20 protein-coding genes are annotated in these 21,459 nt (G+C 66.9%); 10 read left to right on the forward strand and 10 right to left on the reverse strand.

The window, feature by feature from the left end:
* Window positions 1-139: 139 nt before the first annotated feature.
* On the forward strand, window positions 140-2,029 hold the full coding sequence (locus tag L1965_RS00100; protein ID WP_235754378.1) for a propionyl-CoA synthetase: 1,890 nt from the start codon (window positions 140-142) through the stop codon (window positions 2,027-2,029).
* A 106-nt stretch (window positions 2,030-2,135) separates the two neighbouring features.
* On the opposite strand, the gene aroA is transcribed toward L1965_RS00100, so the two are convergent.
* Window positions 2,136-3,467 (reverse strand): 3-phosphoshikimate 1-carboxyvinyltransferase, encoded by a 1,332-nt coding sequence (aroA, locus tag L1965_RS00105; protein WP_235754379.1) that lies wholly within the window; start codon window positions 3,465-3,467, stop codon window positions 2,136-2,138.
* 113 nt (window positions 3,468-3,580) lie between these two features.
* On the opposite strand from aroA, the gene L1965_RS00110 reads away from it, so the two are divergent.
* Window positions 3,581-4,255, forward strand: coding sequence for a DNA alkylation repair protein (locus tag L1965_RS00110; RefSeq protein WP_235754380.1), 675 nt, complete (start codon window positions 3,581-3,583; stop codon window positions 4,253-4,255).
* Here L1965_RS00110 and L1965_RS00115 read toward each other — a convergent pair.
* Window positions 4,243-4,785: a hypothetical protein gene (locus L1965_RS00115; protein ID WP_235754381.1), complete on the reverse strand. Its 543-nt coding sequence runs from the start codon at window positions 4,783-4,785 to the stop codon at window positions 4,243-4,245. The genes L1965_RS00110 and L1965_RS00115 overlap by 13 nt on opposite strands.
* Before the next feature lie 123 nt (window positions 4,786-4,908).
* On the opposite strand from L1965_RS00115, the gene moaA reads away from it, so the two are divergent.
* Together moaA and L1965_RS00125 are read left to right on the forward strand one after the other, a co-directional pair.
* The gene (moaA, locus tag L1965_RS00120) at window positions 4,909-5,946 is read left to right on the forward strand and encodes a GTP 3',8-cyclase MoaA (protein ID WP_235754382.1); all 1,038 of its coding nucleotides are present in this window, start codon (window positions 4,909-4,911) and stop codon (window positions 5,944-5,946) included.
* Between the two features lie 218 nt (window positions 5,947-6,164).
* Window positions 6,165-6,965 (forward strand): NYN domain-containing protein, encoded by an 801-nt coding sequence (locus L1965_RS00125; protein ID WP_235754383.1) that lies wholly within the window; start codon window positions 6,165-6,167, stop codon window positions 6,963-6,965.
* Window positions 6,966-7,298: 333 nt separating this feature from the next.
* On the opposite strand, the gene ispG is transcribed toward L1965_RS00125, so the two are convergent.
* From ispG to L1965_RS00150, 5 genes are all read right to left on the reverse strand, one after another.
* Window positions 7,299-8,432, reverse strand: coding sequence for a flavodoxin-dependent (E)-4-hydroxy-3-methylbut-2-enyl-diphosphate synthase (gene ispG / locus L1965_RS00130; protein ID WP_235754969.1), 1,134 nt, complete (start codon window positions 8,430-8,432; stop codon window positions 7,299-7,301).
* An 80-nt stretch (window positions 8,433-8,512) separates the two neighbouring features.
* Window positions 8,513-9,178, reverse strand: coding sequence for a thiamine diphosphokinase (locus tag L1965_RS00135; RefSeq protein WP_235754384.1), 666 nt, complete (start codon window positions 9,176-9,178; stop codon window positions 8,513-8,515).
* Window positions 9,175-9,387, reverse strand: coding sequence for a DUF2842 domain-containing protein (locus L1965_RS00140; protein ID WP_235754385.1), 213 nt, complete (start codon window positions 9,385-9,387; stop codon window positions 9,175-9,177). Before L1965_RS00140 ends, L1965_RS00135 begins: the two co-directional genes overlap by 4 nt.
* Window positions 9,387-9,986: an NAD(P)H-dependent oxidoreductase gene (locus L1965_RS00145; RefSeq protein ID WP_235754386.1), complete on the reverse strand. Its 600-nt coding sequence runs from the start codon at window positions 9,984-9,986 to the stop codon at window positions 9,387-9,389. Before L1965_RS00145 ends, L1965_RS00140 begins: the two co-directional genes overlap by 1 nt.
* Before the next feature lie 6 nt (window positions 9,987-9,992).
* Window positions 9,993-11,285 (reverse strand): adenylosuccinate synthase, encoded by a 1,293-nt coding sequence (locus L1965_RS00150; RefSeq protein ID WP_235754387.1) that lies wholly within the window; start codon window positions 11,283-11,285, stop codon window positions 9,993-9,995.
* Between the two features lie 217 nt (window positions 11,286-11,502).
* Between L1965_RS00150 and L1965_RS00155 the strand changes: the two genes are divergently transcribed.
* From L1965_RS00155 to ftsY, 6 genes are all read left to right on the forward strand, one after another.
* On the forward strand, window positions 11,503-12,699 hold the full coding sequence (locus L1965_RS00155) for an RSP_2647 family RNA methyltransferase (RefSeq protein ID WP_235754388.1): 1,197 nt from the start codon (window positions 11,503-11,505) through the stop codon (window positions 12,697-12,699).
* Window positions 12,696-13,235 (forward strand): RSP_2648 family PIN domain-containing protein, encoded by a 540-nt coding sequence (locus L1965_RS00160; RefSeq protein ID WP_235754389.1) that lies wholly within the window; start codon window positions 12,696-12,698, stop codon window positions 13,233-13,235. Before L1965_RS00155 ends, L1965_RS00160 begins: the two co-directional genes overlap by 4 nt.
* 60 nt (window positions 13,236-13,295) lie before the next feature.
* Window positions 13,296-14,747 (forward strand): glucose-6-phosphate dehydrogenase, encoded by a 1,452-nt coding sequence (gene zwf, locus L1965_RS00165; protein ID WP_235754390.1) that lies wholly within the window; start codon window positions 13,296-13,298, stop codon window positions 14,745-14,747.
* Window positions 14,748-14,749: 2 nt separating this feature from the next.
* Entirely contained in the window at window positions 14,750-15,421 is a 672-nt protein-coding gene (gene pgl / locus L1965_RS00170) for a 6-phosphogluconolactonase (RefSeq protein WP_235754970.1), read from the forward strand.
* A gap of 13 nt (window positions 15,422-15,434) precedes the next feature.
* On the forward strand, window positions 15,435-17,045 hold the full coding sequence (gene pgi, locus L1965_RS00175; protein WP_235754391.1) for a glucose-6-phosphate isomerase: 1,611 nt from the start codon (window positions 15,435-15,437) through the stop codon (window positions 17,043-17,045).
* Window positions 17,046-17,161: 116 nt separating this feature from the next.
* Entirely contained in the window at window positions 17,162-18,187 is a 1,026-nt protein-coding gene (gene ftsY, locus L1965_RS00180) for a signal recognition particle-docking protein FtsY (RefSeq protein ID WP_235754392.1), read from the forward strand.
* A 39-nt stretch (window positions 18,188-18,226) separates the two neighbouring features.
* Here the strand turns inward: ftsY and hisG are convergent, their stop codons facing one another.
* The 3 genes from hisG to hisS are packed head-to-tail and all read right to left on the reverse strand — an operon-like array spanning window position 18,227 to window position 21,443.
* The gene (gene hisG / locus L1965_RS00185; protein ID WP_235754393.1) at window positions 18,227-18,907 is read right to left on the reverse strand and encodes an ATP phosphoribosyltransferase; all 681 of its coding nucleotides are present in this window, start codon (window positions 18,905-18,907) and stop codon (window positions 18,227-18,229) included.
* Complete coding sequence (locus L1965_RS00190; protein ID WP_439332038.1) at window positions 18,904-19,962, reverse strand: ATP phosphoribosyltransferase regulatory subunit; 1,059 nt, start codon at window positions 19,960-19,962, stop codon at window positions 18,904-18,906. The genes hisG and L1965_RS00190 overlap by 4 nt, the downstream gene beginning before the upstream one ends.
* A complete protein-coding gene (hisS, locus tag L1965_RS00195) occupies window positions 19,962-21,443 on the reverse strand; it encodes a histidine--tRNA ligase (RefSeq protein WP_235754395.1) in 1,482 nt (493 codons plus the stop codon). The genes L1965_RS00190 and hisS overlap by 1 nt, the downstream gene beginning before the upstream one ends.
* Between the last annotated feature and the right edge of the window lie 16 nt (window positions 21,444-21,459).

Below are 21,459 nucleotides of genomic sequence, written 5' to 3' on the forward strand. Positions count from 1 at the left end.
ATTTTGCAGCTCCTGCCCGGTGCGGGCGCCGGATTCCTGCCGATAACTGCGACATCCGGTTGGCCGGTCCCGCTAACAGTGTTGCGTCCTGCCGGGTTGGACCCGTAACACGATCAGACTGTTCAGGAGGGGGCATACGATGGCATACCAGGATGTATACGCAGGCTGGAAATCCGATCCCGAAGGGTTCTGGATGTCCGCGGCCGAGGGGATCGACTGGGATCGCGCGCCAAGCCGCGCCTATTTCGACCAGGGTCCGGCCGGGGAATGGTTCGCCGACGGCCTGGTGAACACCTGCTGGAACGCGGTCGATCGCCATGTCGAGGCCGGTCGCGGCGATCAGCTGGCGATCATCCATGACAGCCCGATCACCCATTCCTCTCGCGCCATCACCTATCGCGAACTGCGCGACCGTGTCGCCAGCCTGGCCGGCGCCCTGCGCGCCAACGGCGTCGAGAAGGGCGACCGCGTCATCATCTACATGCCGATGGTCCCCGAGGCGCTGGAGGCGATGCTGGCCTGCGCCCGTCTCGGGGCCATCCATTCGGTCGTGTTCGGCGGGTTTGCCGCGCATGAGCTGGCGGTCCGCATCGACGACGCCAGGCCGCGCGCCATCATCGCCGCCTCGTGCGGTCTGGAACCCGGCCGCGTGATCCATTACAAGCCGCTGCTGGATTCCGCCATCCAGCAGGCCAGCCACAAGCCCGATTTCTGCGTCATCCTGCAACGCGAGCAGGAGGTGGCCGAGTTGATCCCGGGACGGGACCTGGCCTGGCACGACTTCCAGTACGGTGTCGAGCCGGCCGAATGCGTCCCGGTCGAGGGCAATCATCCGGCCTATGTCCTCTACACCTCGGGCACGACCGGCCAGCCCAAGGGCGTGATCCGTCACACGGCCGGCCATCTGGTCGCGCTGAACTGGACGATGAAGAACATCTACGGAATCGACGCCGGCGATGTCTTCTGGGCCGCTTCGGATGTCGGCTGGGTCGTCGGCCACAGCTATATCTGCTATGGCCCGCTGATCGCCGGCGCGACCACCATCGTGTTCGAGGGCAAGCCGGTCGGCACGCCCGACGCGGGCACGTTCTGGCGGGTGATCCAGGACCACAAGGTCAAGTCGTTCTTCACCGCGCCCACCGCGATCCGCGCCGTCAAGCGCGAGGACCCGGACGGCGAACTGATCAAGGACTACAACCTGTCCAGCCTTCAGGCCGTGTTCCTGGCAGGCGAGCGCGCCGATCCCGACACGATCCAGTGGCTGGAAGACAAGCTTCATCTGCCGGTGATCGACCACTGGTGGCAGACCGAGACCGGCTGGGCGATCGCCGCGAACCCGTTCGGGATCGAACGGATGCCGGTCCGCAAGGGCAGTCCCTCGGTCGCGATGCCGGGCTATGACGTGCAGGTTCTGGACGAGGCCGGCCAGCCGGTTCCCGCCGGGACGCTTGGCGCGATCGCCGTCAGGCTGCCCCTGCCGCCCGGCACCCTGCCCTCGCTGTGGAACGCCGAGGACCGGTTCCGCAAGGCCTATCTGGACCATTTCCCCGGCTATTACGAAACCGGCGATGCGGGCTATGTGGACGAGGACGGCTATATCTACATCATGGCGCGCACCGACGACGTCATCAACGTCGCGGGCCACCGCCTGTCGACCGGCGCGATGGAAGAGGTTCTGTCCGGCCACCCGGCGGTTGCCGAATGCGCGGTGATCGGGGTCGCGGACAGCCTCAAGGGGCAGATGCCGCTGGGGTTCCTGTGCCTGAAGAAGGGTGTGGACACCCCCGACGAGCAGATCGTGCGCGAGGTCGTGGCAAGTGTCCGCGACCAGATCGGGCCGGTCGCCGCCTTCAAGCTGGCCTGCGTGGTGGAGCGGCTGCCCAAGACACGGTCGGGCAAGATCCTGCGCGCCACCATGGCCAAGATCGCGGATGGCGAGGACGTCAAGACGCCCGCGACCATCGACGATCCCGAGATCCTCGACGAGATCGCGACGGCGCTGCAAGGCATCGGCTACCCGAAACGCTGACGATCTGGCGCGATGGGGGCTTTGCCCCCGCGAAAACCGCCCCTTCGATGGGGGCGGTTTTCGCCCTTTCCTGACCGGGTGTCGACCGCGCCGCCGGTCACCGATGTCAGCCCAGCTCGGCGCCCAGCCCGGCCATCAGCGGCAGGAAATCCGGGAAGGATGTCGCGATCGGGCCGCCATCGTCGATCCCGACGGGATTGTCCGTCGCCAGGCCAAGCACCAGGAACGACATGGCGATCCGGTGGTCCAGATGCGTGACCGCACATCCCCCGCCCGGCACCCGCGACATGCCATGCACGGTCATGCTGTCGCGGGTCTCCTCGACCCGGACGCCGTTGGCCTCCAGTCCGCGCGCCATGGCATCGATGCGGTCGCTTTCCTTCACCCTGAGCTCGGCCACGCCATTCATGACCGTCACGCCCTCGGCGAAGGACGCGATCACCGACAGGATCGGGAACTCGTCGATCATGCTCGCCGCGCGCCCGGACGGCACGGTGACGCCCTTCAGCGCGGAATGCCGCACGACAAGATCGGCGACCGGTTCGCCGCCCTCTTCGCGGACATTCTCGAAGACGATGTCGGCACCCATCTCCAGCAGGGTCACATACAGCCCGTCGCGCGTCGGATTGCGGCTGACACCCGGAACGCGGATGTCCGAACCCGGAACGATGAGCGCCGCGGCGACGGGAAAGGCCGCGCTGGATGGATCGCGCGGCACCGCCACCGCCTGCGCGGTCAGTTCCGGGCGTCCGGTGAGGGTGATGACATGACCCTCTTCGGTGGTCCGTGTGCCGATCTCGGCGCCAAAGCCCGACAGCATCCGCTCGGAGTGGTCGCGGGTCGGCTCGGCCTCGATCACGACCGTCTGGCCCGGCGCGTTCAGCCCGGCCAGCAGGATCGCGGACTTGATCTGGGCGCTGGCGACGGGCGTGCGATAATGCAGCGGAACCGGGTCCTGCGCCCCCCGGATGGTGATCGGCAGCCGCCCGCCCTCGCGCGCGGTGATCTGCGCGCCGAACTGCGACAGCGGCTCGGTCACGCGCGCCATGGGACGCCGCGACAGGCTGGCATCGCCGACGAATGTCGCGGTGATCGGGGTCGTCGCCATCGCGCCCATGATCAGCCGGACGCCGGTGCCGGAATTGCCGCAATCGATCGCGCTTTCGGGTTCGCGGAACCCGCCCACGCCGACGCCGTGGACCGACCACTCACCCGGCCCCAGGCGTTCGACCTCGGCCCCGAACGCGGCCATCGCCCTGGCGGTGTCCAGCACGTCCTGGCCTTCCAGCAATCCGGTGATGCGTGTCTCGCCCACCGCCATCGCGCCAAGGATCAGCGCGCGGTGGCTGATCGACTTGTCCCCGGGCACCTGCGCCTCTCCCTTCAGCGGTCCGCCGCGGCGGGAGGTCATCGGACGGGGATCGGCGGAATGCGACATGGGGCACCTGTTCTCTTGCGCCGGTCTTTTAACGCCGGCATCGGCGGGCTGCCACCATCTTCTTGCGGGCGGGCCGCTTGCTTCCTAGAAACGCGGGGAAAGGGGACCGCCGGATGGACGAACTGAACGCGCTGCGCGCGCTGGCCGATCACGACGAGGCCGCACGGATGGCGGCCCATCACAAGGCCGATCGTGTCTATCTGGGTGTGTCGAACCCGCAGCTGGACGGGCTGGTGGCCGAATGGCGCGCGGCGCTCGACGTCGAGGGGCGGGTCGCGCTGGCCGCCGCATTGTGGGACAGCGACATCCACGAGGCGCGGATCGCCGCCGCCAGGCTGCTGACCCAGGCCCGCATGCGCCCCGATGACGCGGCGTGGTGCCTGATCGCCTCATGGGTGCCCCGGTTCGATGCCTGGGCCATCGCCGATCATGCCATGATCGCGGGTCAGAAACGGCTTGTCGCCGACCCGGCGCGACTGGACGAGGTCGAGGCCTGGCCCGACCACCCCAGCCTGTGGGTCAGGCGCGCGGCCCTTGTCGGCACGCTGCCCTGGGCCAAGATGAACAACCCCAAGCCCGTCGATCTGGAACGGCGCGAGCGCGCGCTGGGTTGGGCCGCGCGCATGGTGGATGACCGCGAGCCGCTCATCCAGAAGGCCATCGCAGGGTGGCTGCGCGACCTGTCAAGGCGCGATGCGCCGCGCGTGCGGGACTTCCTGGCCAGGCACGGGGAGCGGATGAAGCCCTTTGCCCGACTCGAGGCCGCCGCGCGGCTTCAGGACCGATAGACCTCGATCGTCGGCAGATCCGTCAACGACACCCCGATCAGTTGCAGCGCCGGCAGCGACACCTGGCTTCCGCCACTGGTCGGCCCATCCAGCGGGATCAGATCGACCCTGGCGGATTTGCCGTTGGCGGGGTTGAAGATCCGCCCGATTCCGCGCGCCTTCACCAGCGGTGTCTTGATCCAGAATCCGCCCTGCGTCGGGTCGCCAAGCGACGCGACCGTGCTGCCAAGCCGGGTTTCGGCGGCCGCAGGCGCCTCGGCCGCGGCGGATTTCTGCGCGGCGGTGGTGGTGTCCAGCTGCGCCGCCGAGGCGCGCGCCGCCGCCTTGGGTGCCGGCGCGCGCGTGATCGCGGTCGCGGCCGCCACCTGTTCGGGCGTCAGGCTGGTCTCGACCTTGCCGGGCACGGCCTCCGCCACCGGCCTGCTGGTCGTCGTGGTCGTCGTGGTCGTCGTGGTCGTCGCCGCGGGATTGCAACCCGCCAGAATGGCAAGGCCGATTGCCGCGGTCGTGCCGGTCCTGATCATCCGCATCGGACGCTCCTCGAGATTCTCGGTCGTGCGCAGCCTAGCCCGCGGCCGCGCCCGACGTCCACCAGCGGTTGCGTGATCGGCGCCGGCTTGTGTGTTCACCGTCACAGGCCTAGATTGGATGGCATGAACCATGTTGCGCCTGCCCCCCTCCCCGCGCCCCTCCCCGCGCCCCTCATCGACCCGTTCGCGAGGCCGATCACCTATCTGCGGGTTTCGGTCACCGATCGCTGCGATTTCCGCTGCGTCTATTGCATGGCCGAACATATGCAGTTCCTGCCCAAGGCCGAGCTGCTGACGCTGGAGGAACTGGACCGGCTGTGTTCGGCATTTGTCGGCCTCGGGGTGCGCAAGCTGCGCATCACCGGCGGCGAGCCGCTGGTCCGGCGCGGCATCATGCAGTTCTTTCGCGGCATGTCGCGCCATCTGGGCGCCGGCCTGGACGAGCTGACCCTGACCACCAATGGCAGCCAGCTGGCCCGCTTCGCGCCCGAACTGGTCGATTGCGGGGTGCGGCGCGTCAATGTGTCGCTGGACACGCTGGACGTGGACAAGTTCGCCGCGATCACCCGCTGGGGCCGGCTGAAGCAGGTTCTGGACGGCATACGCGCCGCGCAGGACGCCGGGCTGCGCGTCAAGATCAACGCCGTCGCGCTGAAGGGCGTGAACGATGACGAGCTGTTCGACCTGGTGACATGGTGCGGCGACGAGGGCCATGACCTGACCTTCATCGAGGTCATGCCGATGGGCGATCTGGGCAACGAGGATCGGCTGGACCAGTACTGGCCGCTGTCGGACCTGCGCGCCCGGCTGGCCGAACGTTTTACCCTGACCGAACTGGCCGAACGCACCGGCGGCCCGGCGCGCTATGTCCGCCTGGACGAGACCGGCCAGAAGATCGGCTTCATCACGCCACTGACCCATAATTTCTGCGAAAGCTGCAACCGCGTCCGCGTCACCTGCACCGGAGAGCTGTTCATGTGCCTGGGCCAGGAGGACAACGCCGACCTGCGCGCGCCCCTGCGCGCCAGCGAGGACGACGAGCCCCTGCGCCAGACCATCCGCACAGCCATCGCCCGCAAGCCCAAGGGCCACGATTTCGACTATTCCCGCCAGTCCGTCACCGGCCAGATGACCCGCCACATGAGCCATACGGGCGGGTAGCGTCGGACTATTGTTCCCGCTTGCCGCAGATGCATCAGCAAACAGAAAGCTTGCGACGGGTTTGCGGGACATTCATGTCGTTCGCCGCACTCGCAAAAATGGTCGCCTCTACGTCTGCAAAGCCGATCGATGGAAGGACCGACTGTAACTGAACCCCCGGTAGCCATGGACATCGCCCTGTCGTCCCTGTCAGATTGCGCCTATGGAAACGCGGGGACATGATGACGAATGGGCACAGTCAAACGCTGGCGCTGTTGATCGACGGCGATAATGCTTCGCCCAAGATTGTAGATGGTTTGCTGACGGAGATCGCGAATTACGGAACCGCAAGCGTAAAGCGGATCTATGGAGACTGGACCAGACCGAACCTCACCGGCTGGAAAGACTGCCTCCTCGAGCATTCAATCCAGCCGGTTCAGCAATTCGCCTACACCACCGGCAAGAATGCGACCGACGGGGCGATGATAATCGATGCGATGGACCTCCTCTATACAGGACGCTTTGCCGGATTTTGTATCGTTTCCAGTGACAGTGACTTCGCTCGCCTTGCGGCCCGTATCCGAGAGCAGGGCATAACGGTCTACGGCTTCGGGGAACGCAAGACGCCTCGCCCGTTCATCACCGCTTGCGATAAGTTCGTCTATTTCGATGTCTTGAACGCGATTGAAGACGAGCAGACAAAGGCGAGGGAGAACGCCAACACGGGAATGCTTGCCACTCTCAAGGCACCGGCTCCTAAGCCAGATCCCAAAAAATCGAGGCTCGACGCTACTGCGATCGACATGCTGGTCAAGGCGATTGATGCAACTGCCGAGGATGATGGCCAGGCAAATCTTGCAAAGGTTGGGTCACATCTCGCCAAGCAGGCTCCAGACTTCGATGCCCGCAACTTCGGATTTCCACGTCTGACGGACCTGGTGGAAGCTTCGGGCATCGCTGAAGTGGAACGTGCTGGGGAGCACCCGACTATCGTGCGGGTGCGTCTCAGAAGCGACCACAAGTCGATTCGCGGGGCATAGAACGCGCGAACCGGCGACAAGTAACACGCCCTCGGTTGCGCAGGCGCGACAGGCTTCACTAATGGCGTTGTCAGTTTGGGCTCGGAGCCGCCCTCCGCCCGCCCCTGCCCGCAAGTCGTGCAGTCCGCGGCCCGCGACCGCATTGCCTAACCCTTCCTTAACCCGCAGCCCGCAAGCGGTGTACGCCCTGTGCATGCGCGGTGCCCCGCCAGTGCACGGGTTGTGACAGGTCAGATCCAGCATTTGCAGGGATTTCTCCGACCGGGGCCGAACGCAGGGACACCGGCAACGCGCGCTGCCGTTGCGTGCAACAGCCGCCCTAGGGCGCCGCCGCTATTCGGCCGCGGTCTGCTCGGCCGCCGCCTCGGCCTCCAGCTTCTCGGCGCGGGCCTCGACCAGTTCGACGATGTGGTCGATCATCTGCGCGTTCGACAGCTTGTGGCTCTGCCGACCCGCCACATAGACCATGCCGCTGCCCGCGCCGCCGCCGGTGAAGCCCAGATCGGTCATCAGCGCCTCGCCCGGCCCGTTGACCACGCAGCCGATGATCGACAGGCTCATCGGCGTCTTGATGTGTTCCAGCCGCTGTTCCAGCGCCTCGACCGTCTTGATGACGTCAAAGCCCTGACGCGCGCAGGACGGGCAGCTGATGATCTGCACGCCGCGCGTCCGCAGCCCCAGCGTTTTCAGGATCTCGAAGCCGACCTTGACCTCCTGGACCGGATCGGCCGACAGGCTGACGCGGATCGTGTCGCCGATGCCCGCCCACAGCAGATTGCCCAGCCCGACGGCGGATTTCACCGTGCCGCCGACGAAGCCGCCGGCCTCGGTGATGCCCAGATGGATCGGCGCGTCGGTCGCCTCGGCCAGTTGCTGATAGGCGGCGGCGGCCAGGAACACGTCGCTGGCCTTCACGCTGATCTTGAAGTCGTGAAAATCGTTGTCTTCCAGGATCCTGATGTGATCCAGCCCGGATTCGACCATCGCATCCGGGCACGGCTCGCCGTATTTTTCCAGCAGGTGCCGTTCCAGCGATCCGGCATTGACGCCGATGCGGATCGAACAGCCGTGATCCCGCGCCGCCCGGATCACCTCGCGCACCCGATCGGGACTGCCGATATTGCCGGGGTTGATCCGCAGGCAGGCCGCGCCGGCCTCGGCCGCCTCGATGGCGCGCTTGTAGTGGAAATGAATGTCGGCGACGATCGGCACCGGGCTTTCGCGGCAGATCTCGCGCAGCGCGCGCGTGGTCTCCTGATCGGGGGCCGAGATGCGGACGATATCGGCCCCCGCATCGGCGGCCCGGATCACCTGATCCAGCGTGGCGCGCACGTCGTGGCCGTCGGTGTTGGTCATCGTCTGCACGCTGATCGGCGCGTCGCCCCCGACGGGGACGTTGCCAACCATGATCTGACGGGATTTCCGCCGCTCGATAGTGCGCCAGGGACGGATCGGGTTCAGCGACATGCGGATCTCCGGGTTGCGCCCCACCAGATAAGCCATCCGGGCAGGCACGGCAACCGCCGCACACAGCCGTGATCGGCGCCTCAGCCCCGTGGCAGTCGCAGGGCCGTCATCACCGTTGCCAACGAGTCGCGTGGCAGCATCACCAGCATCTTGCCCTCGATCCGCAGCGTCACAAGCCCCGTCGCCATGTTCGATGTGCCGACACGTGTCGCCGGCGCAAACTCGATCCCTTCTATCGGCCATTCAAGGCCGGTGCTGACCCCGCGCGCCGAACCCATCGGATAGAGCGAGACCCGCGTGCCGGGCATCAGCGGCAAGGTCAGGCGTGGCGGCGCAAGAAACACGACGTCATCGCTGGCCAGCAGGATCACGGGCGGACGCACGACATTCGCCATCGCGGTCAGCACGGCCAGTGTGTGATCCAGACGCAACCCTGCAAAGCCAAGCGCGATGACAAACGGGGCCGCGATGCGGATCATGCATTTGGTGAAGTCCGTGCTGTCCTGTTCGGCGACATGGACCACGCGCCCGGTCGGGATCATGCGACGAGCGGCGGGGCTGATGCTGTCCAGATCCCCGATCACCCAGTCGGGCGGCTTTCCCAGAGCCAGCGCCCGGTCCGCGCCGCCATCCGCGGCGACCAGCGTCGGCGCGACCGACAAGGCCTGCGCCATCTCGTCGGGCTTGACAGCGCCGGCGCCGATAATGGTCACGCCGCGATCCGAGATCACCAGCGGTGGAATCATTCGCTGCGGCCGATTCCGGTGAAGATGCGCTTCAGCGGCAGGATCCAGACCAGCCCCAGGCCGACATAGATCAGCAGTTCGATCCAGATCGGCTGCCGCCCCCAGCGCGCATCCATCCAGTTCACCAGGCTCACCGCCACCACGACATAGGCCGGCAGACCAAAAACGAGGATCAGCACCGACAGCCTCTTGCGGTTCTTCACATCCATCACGCCTTCCTTCCCCGTTTCAGAGCTTCCGCACCCTCGGCCAGTTGCGTCAGACGTTTCCGCCAACCCGCCATGCGACGTTCGGCCCCGCCGCGCCGGACCGGCCCGAAAAAGCCGATCCGCAGGGGCTTTATGCCGCAAAAGCCCAGCACCTGATGGCTCAGCCTTCTGCCAAGCGGATTGCCGAAGCGCAGCTTAAGCCATGGGACCGGCGTGTCGGTCGTCACCAGCACATCGCCCGAGCGTCCCTTCAGCAGCTTGTCCCAGAAGGGGCTGCGCTTGTGGTATTGAAAGGTCGTGCCGGGCAGGAACACCCGATCGTAAAAACCCTTCAACAGTGCCGGTTCCGCGCCCCACCACAGCGGGTGCGCGATCACGACGTGATCGGCATCCAGAATGGCCTGCGTGGCGCGCTGCAGATCCTCTTCCAGCGGCTGCGGTTCTGCATAGCCCCGATGCAGGATCGGATCGAAGCGCAAGTCGCGAATGGCGATCCGGTCGATCATGTGATGGGCCGGCAACGCACGCTGATAGAGATCCAGCAGATGGGCCGCCAGGCGGTCCCTGTCGGGATGGCCGTCGATCAGCAGGACCCGCATGGCCGGTCAGTCCGCGAACGGATCGGTTACGAGGATCGTGTCGTCACGCTGCGGGCTGGTGGACAGCATCGCGACGGGACACTGGATCAGCTCTTCGACGCGGCGCACATACTTGATCGCGGCGGCCGGCAGTTCGGCCCAGCTGCGCGCGCCTTCGGTCGATTCCTGCCAGCCGTCCATTTCCTCGTAGATCGGGGTGACTTTCGCCTGCAACGCCGCGGCGGTGGGCAGGTAGTCGTACCGCTTGCCGTCGATCTCGTAGCCGACGCAGATCTTCAGCGTCTCGAACCCGTCCAGCACGTCCAGCTTGGTCAGCGCGATGCCGTTCACGCCGCTGATCGCGCAGGTCTGGCGCACCAGCACCGCATCGAACCAGCCGCAGCGCCGCTTGCGGCCTGTAACGGTGCCGAACTCGTGGCCGCGCTCGCCCAGTCGCTGGCCGTCGGCATCGTCCAGCTCGGTCGGGAACGGCCCCTCGCCCACGCGGGTCGTATAGGCCTTGACGATCCCCAGCACGAACCCGATCGCCCCCGGCCCCATCCCGGTCCCCGAGGCCGCTGCACCCGAGGTCGTCGTGGACGAGGTGACATAGGGATAGGTGCCGAAATCGATGTCCAGCAAGGACCCCTGGGCGCCCTCGAAGAGGATGCGCTTGCCGGCCTTGCGCGCCTCGGCCATGATCTTCCAGACCGGTCGCGCGTAAGGCAGCAGCTTCGGCGCGATGTCTTGCAGCCTGGCCTTCAGCTCGACGCGGTCGATGGCCGTCGCCCCCAGTCCCGAACGCAGCGCATCGTGATGGGCCAGAAGGCGATCCAGACGCGCATCCAGCGTCTCCTCGTCGGCCAGGTCGGCCACGCGGATCGTGCGGCGACCCACCTTGTCCTCGTAGGCGGGGCCGATGCCGCGGCCGGTGGTGCCGATCCTGGCCTTTCCCGCGGCTTCCTCGCGCAGCGTGTCGAGGTCCTGGTGCAGCGGCAGGATCAGCGGCGTGTTTTCCGCGATGATGAGATTGTCGGGAGAGATCGAGACCCCCTGCCCCGAGAGCTTGTCGATCTCGGAAAACAAGGCCCACGGGTCCAGCACGACGCCATTCCCGATGACCGCCAGCTTGCCCTCGCGCACGATGCCCGAAGGCAGCAGCGACAGCTTGAACACCGTGTCGCCGATGACCAGCGTGTGGCCGGCATTGTGGCCGCCCTGGAACCGCGCGATCACGTCGGCGCGTTCCGACAGCCAGTCGACGATCTTGCCCTTGCCCTCGTCGCCCCATTGCGCGCCGACAACCACCACATTGGCCATGAGCCGGTCCTTCTTCTGCCCGAAAATTGTCCGTCAAAGGGTCTAGCGCATGCGGCAAGCGGGGAAAAGCCGCGAATTCGACGCGGCCGGGCGGGCCGGCCGGGGTTCGGATCGCCAGCGATGGCGGCCGGGCGGCGCCGACCGCAGGGCCGGCAGGGCCTTGTCGCTTGTGCCGATCGGGGCGACATGGCAGATCGGCACCGAGAGGAACCACGTCATGAGCGATCTGCCCGTCCTGCGCCTGCGACCGAAATCCAAGCCCCAGGCGATCCGCCACGGCTTTCCGTGGGTCTTCGCCGACGAGGCGGTGCTGGACCGGCGCACCCGCGCCTTGCCTCCGGGCGGTTTCGCCCTGCTCGAGGATGCCGAGCGGCGCGCGATGGCGCTGGTCACGGTCAACCCGGTCTCGAAGATCGTTGCCCGCGTCATGGATGCCGACCCCGAGGCGCGGATCGACGGGGCGTGGCTGCGCGCGCGCATCCGCCGCGCGCTGGCGATGCGCGAAAGGCTGTATGACGCGCCGTTCTACCGGCTGATCCATGCCGAAGCGGACGGGTTGCCGGGGTTGGTCATCGACCGCTTCGGCGATGCCGCCGTCATGCAGCCCAACGCCGCCTGGGCCGACGCCATGGCGACCCAGATCGCCGATGCCCTGGCCGAGGTGACCGGCGTCTCGACCGTCATCATGAACGGCCAGGGTCGCGCCCGCACGCTGGAGGGGCTGGACGAACGGATGGAGGTGCTGCTTGGGGCAGCCCCGACTGCGCCGGTGCAGGTGACGATGAACGGCGCGACCTATCTGGCCGACCTGACCGGCGGGCAGAAGACCGGGCTGTTTCTCGATCAGCGGCCGAATCACGCCTTCGCGCAGCGACTGGCCGAGGGCGCGGATACGCTTGACGTGTTCAGCCATGTCGGGGGATTCGGACTGGCGTCCCTTGCGGCGGGTGCGTCGCGCGCCACCTGCGTCGATGGCAGCGCGGCGGCGCTGGACCTGGCGATGGGCGGCGCGACCGCGATGGGCGTCGCAGACAGGCTTGAGACGCGTCGCGCGGATGCCTTCAAGGCGATGGAAGAGATGGCCGCCGAGGACAGGCGCTTTGATCTGGTGGTCTGCGATCCACCGGCCTTCGCGCCCTCGAAACAGGCGCTGGATGCCGGATTGCGCGCCTATGAGCGCGTCGCGCGGCTGGCCGCACAGCTGGTCGCCCCGGGCGGATATCTGGTGCTGTGCAGTTGCAGTCATGCCGCCGATCTGACGCAGTTCCGCAATGTCAGCGCGCGCGGCATCGGACGCGGCGGCCGTCGCGGCGTTCTGATCCACGCTGGCCAGGCGGGTCCCGACCACCCGACCCTGCCGCAACTGGCCGAGACCGGCTATCTGAAGGCGCTGTTCTTCCGGCTGGATGGATGAAGGCGGTCCTCGACGCGAATGTGCTGTTCCCCACGATTCTGCGCGAGATCCTGACAGATGTCGCGGCTGCGGGGCTTTACATGCCCTTGTGGTCGCCACGCATTCTCGCGGAATGGCGCCACGCGGCCGCCCGGCTGGGGCCCGATCCCGATTCCGTGGCGGGGGCCGAGATCGCGCTGCTAACCGCCAGGTTTCCGGCCGCCACCGTCGACCACGCCGGCACGCGCGCCATCGACCTGAACCTGCCGGACCCGGACGACCGGCACGTGATCGAGGCTGCGCTGGCCGGCAATGCCAGCCTGATCGTCACCGCCAATCTGCGCGATTTCCCGCGAGGGATCATGACCGGGCTGGGCTTGCGGGCCATCCATCCCGACGCCTTCCTGCTGGACCTGCATGAAGCGGACCCGGCGCCTGTCGCCGCCGCCGCATGGTCCGCCCGCGACAAGGCCGCGCGGCTGGGAGGGCCGATGACCCTGGACGAGATGCTGAAACGCAGCCGGCTGCCCCGCCTGGCGCGCGCAGTGAGAGGTTGAACCGAGTTGCTGTTAACGCTAACAAGGGGTATGGCGGAAGCCAACCGTAAGGAGAACAGCATGGTCTCGCGCGTCATACCTGTAGATGATTTCGACATCGTGATTTTCGGCGCCACCGGCGATCTGGCGCATCGCAAGATCCTGCCGGGCCTTTTCCGGCGTTTCGTGGCCGGACAGATTCCAGCGACCGCGCGCATCATCGGCGCTGCACGGACCGAACAGGACGACGACGGTTTCCGCGCCGAGGCCGCCAGCGCCATTGCCGAGTTCGCAGGCGTCAAGAAGAACGACCCGCATCTGGCGCAGTTTCTGGAATTGCTGGGCTATACCGCCATCGACGCCAAGGGCGAGGGCGGCTGGAACGCGTTGAAGTCGCGCATGCGCGAGGGCGCGGTGCATGCCTTCTATCTCTCGGTCGCGCCGTCGCTTTTCGGCGACATCGCCGAGCGACTGGCCGGACACGGCATCGCGGACGACAACAGCCGCGTGGTGGTCGAGAAACCCTTCGGCCGCGACCTCGCAAGCGCGCGTGCGCTGAACCAGGTGCTGGCCAGGCATTTCGACGAGCATCAGGTCTATCGGATCGACCATTACCTCGGCAAGGAAACCGTGCAGAACCTGATGGCCGTCCGGTTCGCCAATATCCTGTTCGAGCCGTTGTGGAACGCCCAGCATGTCGATCACGTGCAGATCACCGTCGCGGAAACAGTCGGCGTGGCGGGGCGGGGCAGCTATTACGACAAGTCCGGCGCGATCCGGGACATGGTTCAGAATCACATGATGCAGCTTCTGTGCCTGATCGCGATGGAGCCGCCCTATCATTTCGACCCTGACGCGGTGCGCGACGAGAAGCTGAAGGTGATCCGCGCGCTGGAACCGCTGAAGCCCGAAGACATCGTGCGCGGGCAGTATCACGCGGAGGGTGGGGACGGCAGCTATCTCGATGATGCCGAGAACCCCGATTCGCGTACGGAAAGCTATGTGGCGATGAAGGTTCGCATCTCGAACTGGCGCTGGCAGGGCACGCCCTTCTACCTGCGGACCGGAAAAAAGCTGCGGGCGCGGACCAGCGAGATCGCGATCACCTTCAAGGAGCCGCCGCACTCGATCTTCGATGACAGCGGTGTGCCGAAGGCCAACGAACTTGTCATCCGCCTGCAGCCGAACGAAGGTATGAACCTGAAGGTGATGATCAAGGAACCGGGGCCCGGAGGGATGCGGCTGGTGCAGGTACCGCTGGACATGTCCTTCGCGGTTGCGCTGGGGGCCGACGGGGCCGACATGCCCGACGCTTACGAGCGTCTGATCATGGATGTGATCCGCGGCAACCAGACCTTGTTCATGCGTGGCGACGAGGTCGAGGCCGCCTGGGCCTGGACCGACCCGATCATCGAGGCGTGGGAGGACAGCAAGCGCCGCCCCGAGCCTTACGATTCAGGATCGTCGGGCCCCGAAGAGGCGCTGCGCCTGATGCATCGCGACAACCGGCGCTGGAGGGAGCTGAGGGCATGAGCATGGATTTCAGAGAGTATCCCGATCGCGAGATGCTGGCCCTGTCGCTGGCCGACCAGGTGGCCTCGCAGCTTGTCCAGCACCTGCACGGCGCCGACCGCGCCAGCCTGTGTGTGCCGGGCGGCACAACGCCTACCCCGGTCTTCGAAACGCTCAGCGGCACCGATCTCGAGTGGGAGCGGGTGACCGTCTTCCTGGGCGACGAACGCTGGGTGGACGGCCATCACAAGCGCTCGAACAGCAGGCTTCTGCGACGGCATCTGCTGAAGGACCGCGCCGCATCGGCCGAGTATATCGACCTTTATACCGGCGCCGCCCGGCCCGAAGATGCGACCGACGCGCTGGCCGAACGCCTGACACCGCATCTGCCGATCACCGTCGTCATTCTGGGAATGGGCAACGACATGCACACCGCCAGCCTGTTTCCGGGCGCCGACCGGCTGCAAGAGGCGCTTGCCTCCAACGCCCCCGCGGTGATGGCCATCCGCGCCGATGGCGCGGATGAACCGCGCATCACCCTGACCCGGCCGCTGCTGTCGAACGCGATCCACACGCATCTTCTGATCATGGGGCCCGAGAAACGCGAGGCGCTGGAACGCGCGCAGAAGCTGACTCCGGCCGAGGCGCCGATCCGCGCCTTCCTGGACGATGCCACCGTCCACTGGGCCGAGTAGAAGGGAACGCGCCATGACCGATCTCTGGCAAGAGCTGACATCGCATCGCGCTTCGCAGGGCGATGGGGGCATCATCGAGCTTTTCGATGCGGATCCGGACCGCGCCACCGACTTTTCGGTCCGGGCGGACGATCTGGTCTTCGACTTCTCGAAGACGATGATCGATGCACGGGCGCGCGAATTGCTGCTGGACCTGGCGCGCACGGCGCAGGTCGAGGACCGCCGCGAGGCGATGTTCCGCGGCGAGCGCATCAACGAGACCGAAGGCCGCGCGGTCCTTCATACGGCGCTTCGCAATCTGGACGACAGCGTCCTCGTCGAGGGCCAGGACGTCATGCCCGCCCTGCGCGACACCCATGCAAGGATGACCGCCTTCGCCCGTGACGTGCGCTCGGGCCGCTATCGCGGCCAGGGCGGAGCGATCACGGATATCGTCAATATCGGCATCGGCGGCTCGGATCTGGGACCCTGCATGGCGGTGCTGGCGCTGGCGCCCTATCATGACGGCCCGCGCGCGCATTTCGTCAGCAATGTCGATGGCGCCGATATCGCCGACACGCTGGCGGGCCTCGATCCGGCGACCACCCTGGTGATCGTGGCCTCGAAGACCTTCACGACCATCGAAACCATGACCAACGCCGGAACGGCGCGCGACTGGATGGCCCGCAGCGTGGCCGACCCGGCGGCGCAATTCGCCGCATTGTCGTCCTCGGCCGAAAGGACGGCCGATTTCGGGATCGACCCCGCCCGCGTCTTCGGCTTCGAGGATTGGGTCGGCGGACGCTATTCCGTCTGGGGGCCGATCGGACTTTCGCTGATGCTGGCCGTGGGACCCGAGGAATTCGACCGCTTTCTGGCGGGCGGGGCGGCGATGGACGCGCATTTCCGCAGCGCGCCGCTTGCCCGGAACCTGCCTGTGCTTCTGGCGCTGACGGGCATCTGGCATCATCAGGTCTGCGGCTATCCGACGCGGGCGGTGCTGCCCTACGACAATCGGCTGTTGCGCCTGCCGGCCTATCTGCAACAGCTTGAAATGGAATCGAACGGCAAGCGCGTGGCGATGGACGGCGGCGATCTGGACATCGTCTCAGGGCCGGTGGTCTGGGGCGAGCCGGGCACGAATGGCCAGCATGCCTTCTATCAGCTGATCCATCAGGGCACGATGCCGGTGCCGTGCGAGTTCATCCTTGCCGCCCAAGGCCACGAACGGGATCTGGCGCATCACCATATCCTGCTGGCGGCCAACTGCCTGGCCCAGTCCGAGGCGCTGATGCGCGGCCGGTCGCTGGACGAGGCACGGGCGCTGATGCGGGCCAAGGGGCTTGCGGGTGCCGAACTGGACCGCCAGGCCCGCCACCGCGTCTTTCCCGGAAACCGTCCATCGACGACGCTTCTGATCCCGCAGCTTGCGCCCTTCACGCTGGGGCAGATCGTGGCGCTTTACGAGCATCGCGTCTTCGTGGAAGGCGTCATCCTTGGCATCAACAGCTTCGATCAGTGGGGGGTCGAGCTGGGCAAGGAACTGGCGCTCAAGGTCGAACCGCTGTTGAAGGGCGAGACGGCGCCGGGCCATGATCCCTCGACCGAAAACCTGGCGGCCCTGTTCCGGTCGATGCGCGGCTAGACCGCGCCCGAACACGCTGGTCGCGGCGCAATGGGGAAACCGCGCGCCAACCCATGCTTCGGCTTTTCCTTGGCGCCGCGACAGCATAGGTTCGCCGCGACGGAAAGGAAGCGGACATGTCGTTTTTCACGAAACTGCGCGAGCGGCTGACGCGCTCGTCCTCGAAGATCGGCGAGGGACTGGATGAGTTGGTGCGCGTGACCGAGGCGGCTTCGCCAGCGACCCCTTCACAGCCCCAACCCCGGCCTCTGCCCGCGTCGGGCGGACTTGTCGAACGGATATTCAGACGCGGCGAAAGCCCGCCCGACGCGCCGCGCAGGGCACTGGATGACGCGATGCTCGAGGATCTCGAGGATATGCTGGTCCAGACGGATCTGGGCGTCGAAACCGCGCTGCGCGTGACCGCCAACATCGCCGAGGGCCGGATGGGCCGTCGCCTTTCGGCGACCGAGTTGAAGGAGCTTCTGGCTGCCGAGATCGCGCGGATCATGACACCCGTCGCGCGCGCCCTGCCGCTGTATCCGAAAAAGCCGCAGGTCGTGCTTGTCGTGGGCGTGAACGGCTCGGGCAAGACGACGACGATCGGCAAGCTTGCCAGCCAGCTCAAGGCCGCGGGCAAGAATGTGGTGATCGCTGCCGGCGACACGTTCCGCGCCGCCGCCGTCGAGCAGCTTCAGGTTTGGGGACAGCGCGCCGGTGTGCCGGTGATGGTCGCCGCGCAGGGCAGCGACCCCGCGAGTCTGGCCTTCGAGGCCATGACCCGGGCCGAGGCTGACGGGGCCGACCTGCTGTTGATCGACACCGCCGGGCGGCTCCAGAACCGCCAGGACCTGATGGAGGAACTGGCCAAGATTGTCCGCGTGATCCGCAAGAAGGACCCGTCCGCGCCGCACAACACGCTTCTGGTGCTGGATGCCACCACGGGCCAGAACGCGATCAGCCAGGTCGAGACGTTCCGCAATCTGGCCGATGTCTCGGGGCTGGTGATGACCAAGCTCGACGGAACGGCCCGCGGGGGGGTCCTGGTCGCGCTGGCCGACCGGTTCGGGCTGCCGATCCACGCGATCGGCGTCGGCGAACAGATCGACGATTTGGACGCATTCGACGCGAACGACTTCGCCCGCGCGCTGGTCGGGCTGTAGCCTGGCGTTCCGCGAACCTCCAGCCTTTCGCGCGGTCCGCTAGACGGTCACACCCAGTTGCGCCAGAAAACGCTGCATTTCGGGGCCGGCGGCCGCGCGATTGGCAAACAGCGTCGCCTGCGAGCGCAGGATCGGGTCTTCGGCAAGGATCTTGAGATTGTTCGCCCGCAGCGTCGCCCCGGACGAGGTGATGTCCGCGATCGCCTCGGCGGTCTGATTGGCGACCGTGCCTTCGGTCGCGCCCTGGCTGTCCACCAGCTGATAGTCGGCAACCTCATGTGCCGCAAGCCAGGCCCGGACCAGGCGGTGATACTTCGTCGCAATCCGCAGCCGAAACCCGTGGGCCGCGCGGAAATCGCGGGTGATCGACGCCAGATCGTCAAGTGTCTCGCAATCCCGCCAGCACTCGGGAACCGCCAGGATCAGATCGGCATGTCCGAAACCCATCGGCGCCAGTTCGACCAGATCCGAGGCCCAGCCGGGCAGCTTCTCGCGCACCAGATCCGTGCCGGTCACCCCCATCTCGATCCGTCCTGCCGCCAGTTCGCGCGGGATCTCGCCCGCCGAAAGCAGCACCAGCGACACGTCCCGCACCCCCTCGACGCGTCCCGCGTATTCGCGATCCGAGCCCGCGCGCGACAGGCGCACGCCGCGCTGCGCGAACCAGTCGAAGCTCTGTTCCATCAGCCGCCCCTTCGAGGGCACACCCAGGCGGATCATGCTTCGACCTCCATCTCGGCGACCAGCCCGGGGCGGATGATACCGCCAATGGCGGGGATTTCTCGCCCCTTGCCCAGAACCCTGGTCAGGGCGTCATAGCGTCCGCCCGAAGCGACCGGCGGCCATCCCGCGCGGCCTGCCAGAAAGCTGAAGGTGAAGCCGTCGTAATATTCCATCGTCGCGCGACCGTGGCTGGCATCGAAGATCACCGAGGCCGGATCGATCCCCCGTGCGGCGATCGAAGCGAAGCGGCGCTCGATCCGCTCCGCAGTTTCGGCGATGCCCGGCCAGTCCTCGGCCAGCGCGTTCAGGGCCCTGATCGCCGTCGGTCCGGGCGCGCGCAGGGTCAGCAGCCGATTGAGCCGCCGGGTCCAGACCTCTGCCAGCGGCGGGACTGCGGTATCGGCGCGCAGCCGGGCGATCCGCGCCGTCATCTCGGCATCGGTTCGCAGCCCGGTCCAGGGCGCGGCGGTGTCGGGAAAGCGGCGCGGCACGACCGGCGCGGCAAACCGGTCCAGCAATCTCTGGAAACGACCCGGCCGCCAGATATGGTGCAAAAGCGCGTCGCGGCGCGCGTCGGTCAGGGGCAAGGCCCGGACGGCGTCCAGAATGAGGCTCATATCGCCAGTCTCTGCGGTGACGGCGTGGCCTGTCAGAAGCCGATGAAACAATGCGAACAACTCGGCGTCGGCCGCGGGGTCACGGCTGAACAGTTCGAACCCGGCTTGCAGATATTCGTTGTCGCGTGGGTTCAGGGGCCTTTCATCGCCCATATCCTGCTTGCGGAACACCTCGCCCAGATAGCAGTAGCGCGCGGGCTCGGCACCGTTTTCCATGTGCGCCTGAACGACCGGTACGGTGAAATCGGGGCGCAGCATCATCTCGCCCCGGATCGGATCCTGGGTCACATAGGCGCGGGCGCGGATATCCTCGCCATACAGGTCCAGCAGGCTTTCGGCCGGCAGCAGGATATCGGGCGCGATCTCGGCCGCGCCGGCATCGCGGAATGCGGCCAGCAGGCGCTGACCCACGGCCTGCTTGTCACGCTTGGGGATCATCCCAGAACCCGTCTGACTTCCGCGACCAGATCCGCGCGCGACACCTCGGTCTGAGCGGGCTGGGCCTTCCATTCCTCGTGGCTGGCCTCGGCCGCGATCCGGGCGCCAAGCACAAGGTCCTTGACCTGCACCACGTCTCGCGCGGCCTCGTCGCCGCCCTGGATGATCGCCACCGGTGCGCCGCGCTTGTCGGCATATTTCAACTGGTTGCCGAAATTCTTCGGGTTGCCCAGATAGACCTCGGAACGAATACCGGCCTTCCGCAATTCGGCGGCCATCGCCTGATACTCGGCCATCCGGCCGCGGTCCATGACGGTAACGACCACGGGTCCCTGCGTCTCGGCCCCGGCCAGCCCCTTGGCGCGCAGCGCGGCCAGCAGCCGGTCCACGCCGATGCTGATCCCGGTTGCCGGCACCTTCTGGCCGGTAAAGCGCTCGACAAGCCCGTCATAGCGCCCGCCGCCCGCGACGCTGCCGAATTGCCGCTTGCGGCCCTTGTCATCGAGGATCTCGAAGGTCAGCTCGGCCTCGAAGACCGGCCCGGTGTAGTATCCAAGCCCGCGCACCACGGATGGGTCGATCACGGCGCGATCCTCGGCCACGCCCAACGCGGCCAGCATCGCGGCGATCTGGGCCAGCTCATCGACACCCTCGGCACCGATCGTCGATCCGCCGATCGCCGCACGCAGATTGTCCAGCGTGGCCGCGTTGTCCTGGGCCTTCGAGGTCAGGAACGCCAGGATTGGCGCGGCCTGCGTCTGGGTCAGCCCGACGCCCGCGATTTCGGCGCCGCTGTCGTCCTTGCGCCCCGTGGTCAGCAGGGCCAGTACGCCATCGCGGCCGACCTTGTCGAACTTGTCGATCTGGCGCAGCACGTCCTCGGCCTGATCGCTGTGGACCTGAGCGGCCTCCAGAACGCCGTTCAGCACCTTGCGATTGTTGATCCGCACGATGTAATCGCCGCGCTGGATGCCGACGGCTTCCAGCGCATCGGCCAGCATCGCGCAGATCTCGGCGTCGGCCGCCACCGAGGCCGCCCCAACCGTATCGGCATCACATTGATAGAACTGCCGGAAGCGGCCCGGCCCGGGCTTTTCGTTGCGCCAGACGGGTCCCATCGCATAGCGGCGATAGGGTGTCGGCAGATCGTTGCGGAACTGCGCCGCGAAACGCGCCAGCGGCGCGGTCAGGTCATAGCGCAGCGCCAGCCACTCGCCCGAGCCGCCGCCCGGAACGGCCTCTTCCTGCCAGGCGAAGACGCCGGCATTGGGCCGGTCCACGTCGGGCAGGAACTTGCCCAGTGCCTCGACCGTCTCGACGGCGCTGGTCTCGAGCGGATCGAAGCCGTGAAGTTCATAGATCTTCGCGATTTCCCACAGCATCGTATTGCGCTCGGTCACGTCCGCGCCAAGATAGTCGTGAAAGCCCCTGGGCGTTTCGGCCTTGGGACGGGGCTGTTTTTTCTGATCTTTCGCCATGGTGCTGTGCCTTTTC

Source organism: Paracoccus salsus, assembly GCF_021556615.1.
In the GTDB taxonomy this organism is placed as follows: Bacteria; Pseudomonadota; Alphaproteobacteria; order Rhodobacterales; family Rhodobacteraceae; genus Paracoccus; species Paracoccus salsus.

Excerpts from the sequence above, each read along its gene's own strand:
- L1965_RS00115 (WP_235754381.1), bottom strand. The coding sequence starts at position 4,785 with ATGCGGATGATCAGGACCGGCACGACCGCGGCAATCGGCCTTGCCATT.
- ftsY (WP_235754392.1), top strand. The coding sequence starts at position 17,162 with ATGTCGTTTTTCACGAAACTGCGCGAGCGGCTGACGCGCTCGTCCTCG.
- hisS (WP_235754395.1), bottom strand. The coding sequence starts at position 21,443 with ATGGCGAAAGATCAGAAAAAACAGCCCCGTCCCAAGGCCGAAACGCCC.
- pgi (WP_235754391.1), top strand. The coding sequence starts at position 15,435 with ATGACCGATCTCTGGCAAGAGCTGACATCGCATCGCGCTTCGCAGGGC.
- L1965_RS00150 (WP_235754387.1), bottom strand. The coding sequence starts at position 11,285 with ATGGCCAATGTGGTGGTTGTCGGCGCGCAATGGGGCGACGAGGGCAAG.
- pgl (WP_235754970.1), top strand. The coding sequence starts at position 14,750 with ATGGATTTCAGAGAGTATCCCGATCGCGAGATGCTGGCCCTGTCGCTG.
- L1965_RS00100 (WP_235754378.1), top strand. The coding sequence starts at position 140 with ATGGCATACCAGGATGTATACGCAGGCTGGAAATCCGATCCCGAAGGG.
- zwf (WP_235754390.1), top strand. The coding sequence starts at position 13,296 with ATGGTCTCGCGCGTCATACCTGTAGATGATTTCGACATCGTGATTTTC.
- L1965_RS00155 (WP_235754388.1), top strand. The coding sequence starts at position 11,503 with ATGAGCGATCTGCCCGTCCTGCGCCTGCGACCGAAATCCAAGCCCCAG.
- ispG (WP_235754969.1), bottom strand. The coding sequence starts at position 8,432 with ATGTCGCTGAACCCGATCCGTCCCTGGCGCACTATCGAGCGGCGGAAA.
- aroA (WP_235754379.1), bottom strand. The coding sequence starts at position 3,467 with ATGTCGCATTCCGCCGATCCCCGTCCGATGACCTCCCGCCGCGGCGGA.
- L1965_RS00125 (WP_235754383.1), top strand. The coding sequence starts at position 6,165 with ATGATGACGAATGGGCACAGTCAAACGCTGGCGCTGTTGATCGACGGC.
- L1965_RS00145 (WP_235754386.1), bottom strand. The coding sequence starts at position 9,986 with ATGCGGGTCCTGCTGATCGACGGCCATCCCGACAGGGACCGCCTGGCG.
- moaA (WP_235754382.1), top strand. The coding sequence starts at position 4,909 with ATGAACCATGTTGCGCCTGCCCCCCTCCCCGCGCCCCTCCCCGCGCCC.
- L1965_RS00110 (WP_235754380.1), top strand. The coding sequence starts at position 3,581 with ATGGACGAACTGAACGCGCTGCGCGCGCTGGCCGATCACGACGAGGCC.
- L1965_RS00160 (WP_235754389.1), top strand. The coding sequence starts at position 12,696 with ATGAAGGCGGTCCTCGACGCGAATGTGCTGTTCCCCACGATTCTGCGC.
- L1965_RS00135 (WP_235754384.1), bottom strand. The coding sequence starts at position 9,178 with ATGATTCCACCGCTGGTGATCTCGGATCGCGGCGTGACCATTATCGGC.
- L1965_RS00140 (WP_235754385.1), bottom strand. The coding sequence starts at position 9,387 with ATGGATGTGAAGAACCGCAAGAGGCTGTCGGTGCTGATCCTCGTTTTT.
- hisG (WP_235754393.1), bottom strand. The coding sequence starts at position 18,907 with ATGATCCGCCTGGGTGTGCCCTCGAAGGGGCGGCTGATGGAACAGAGC.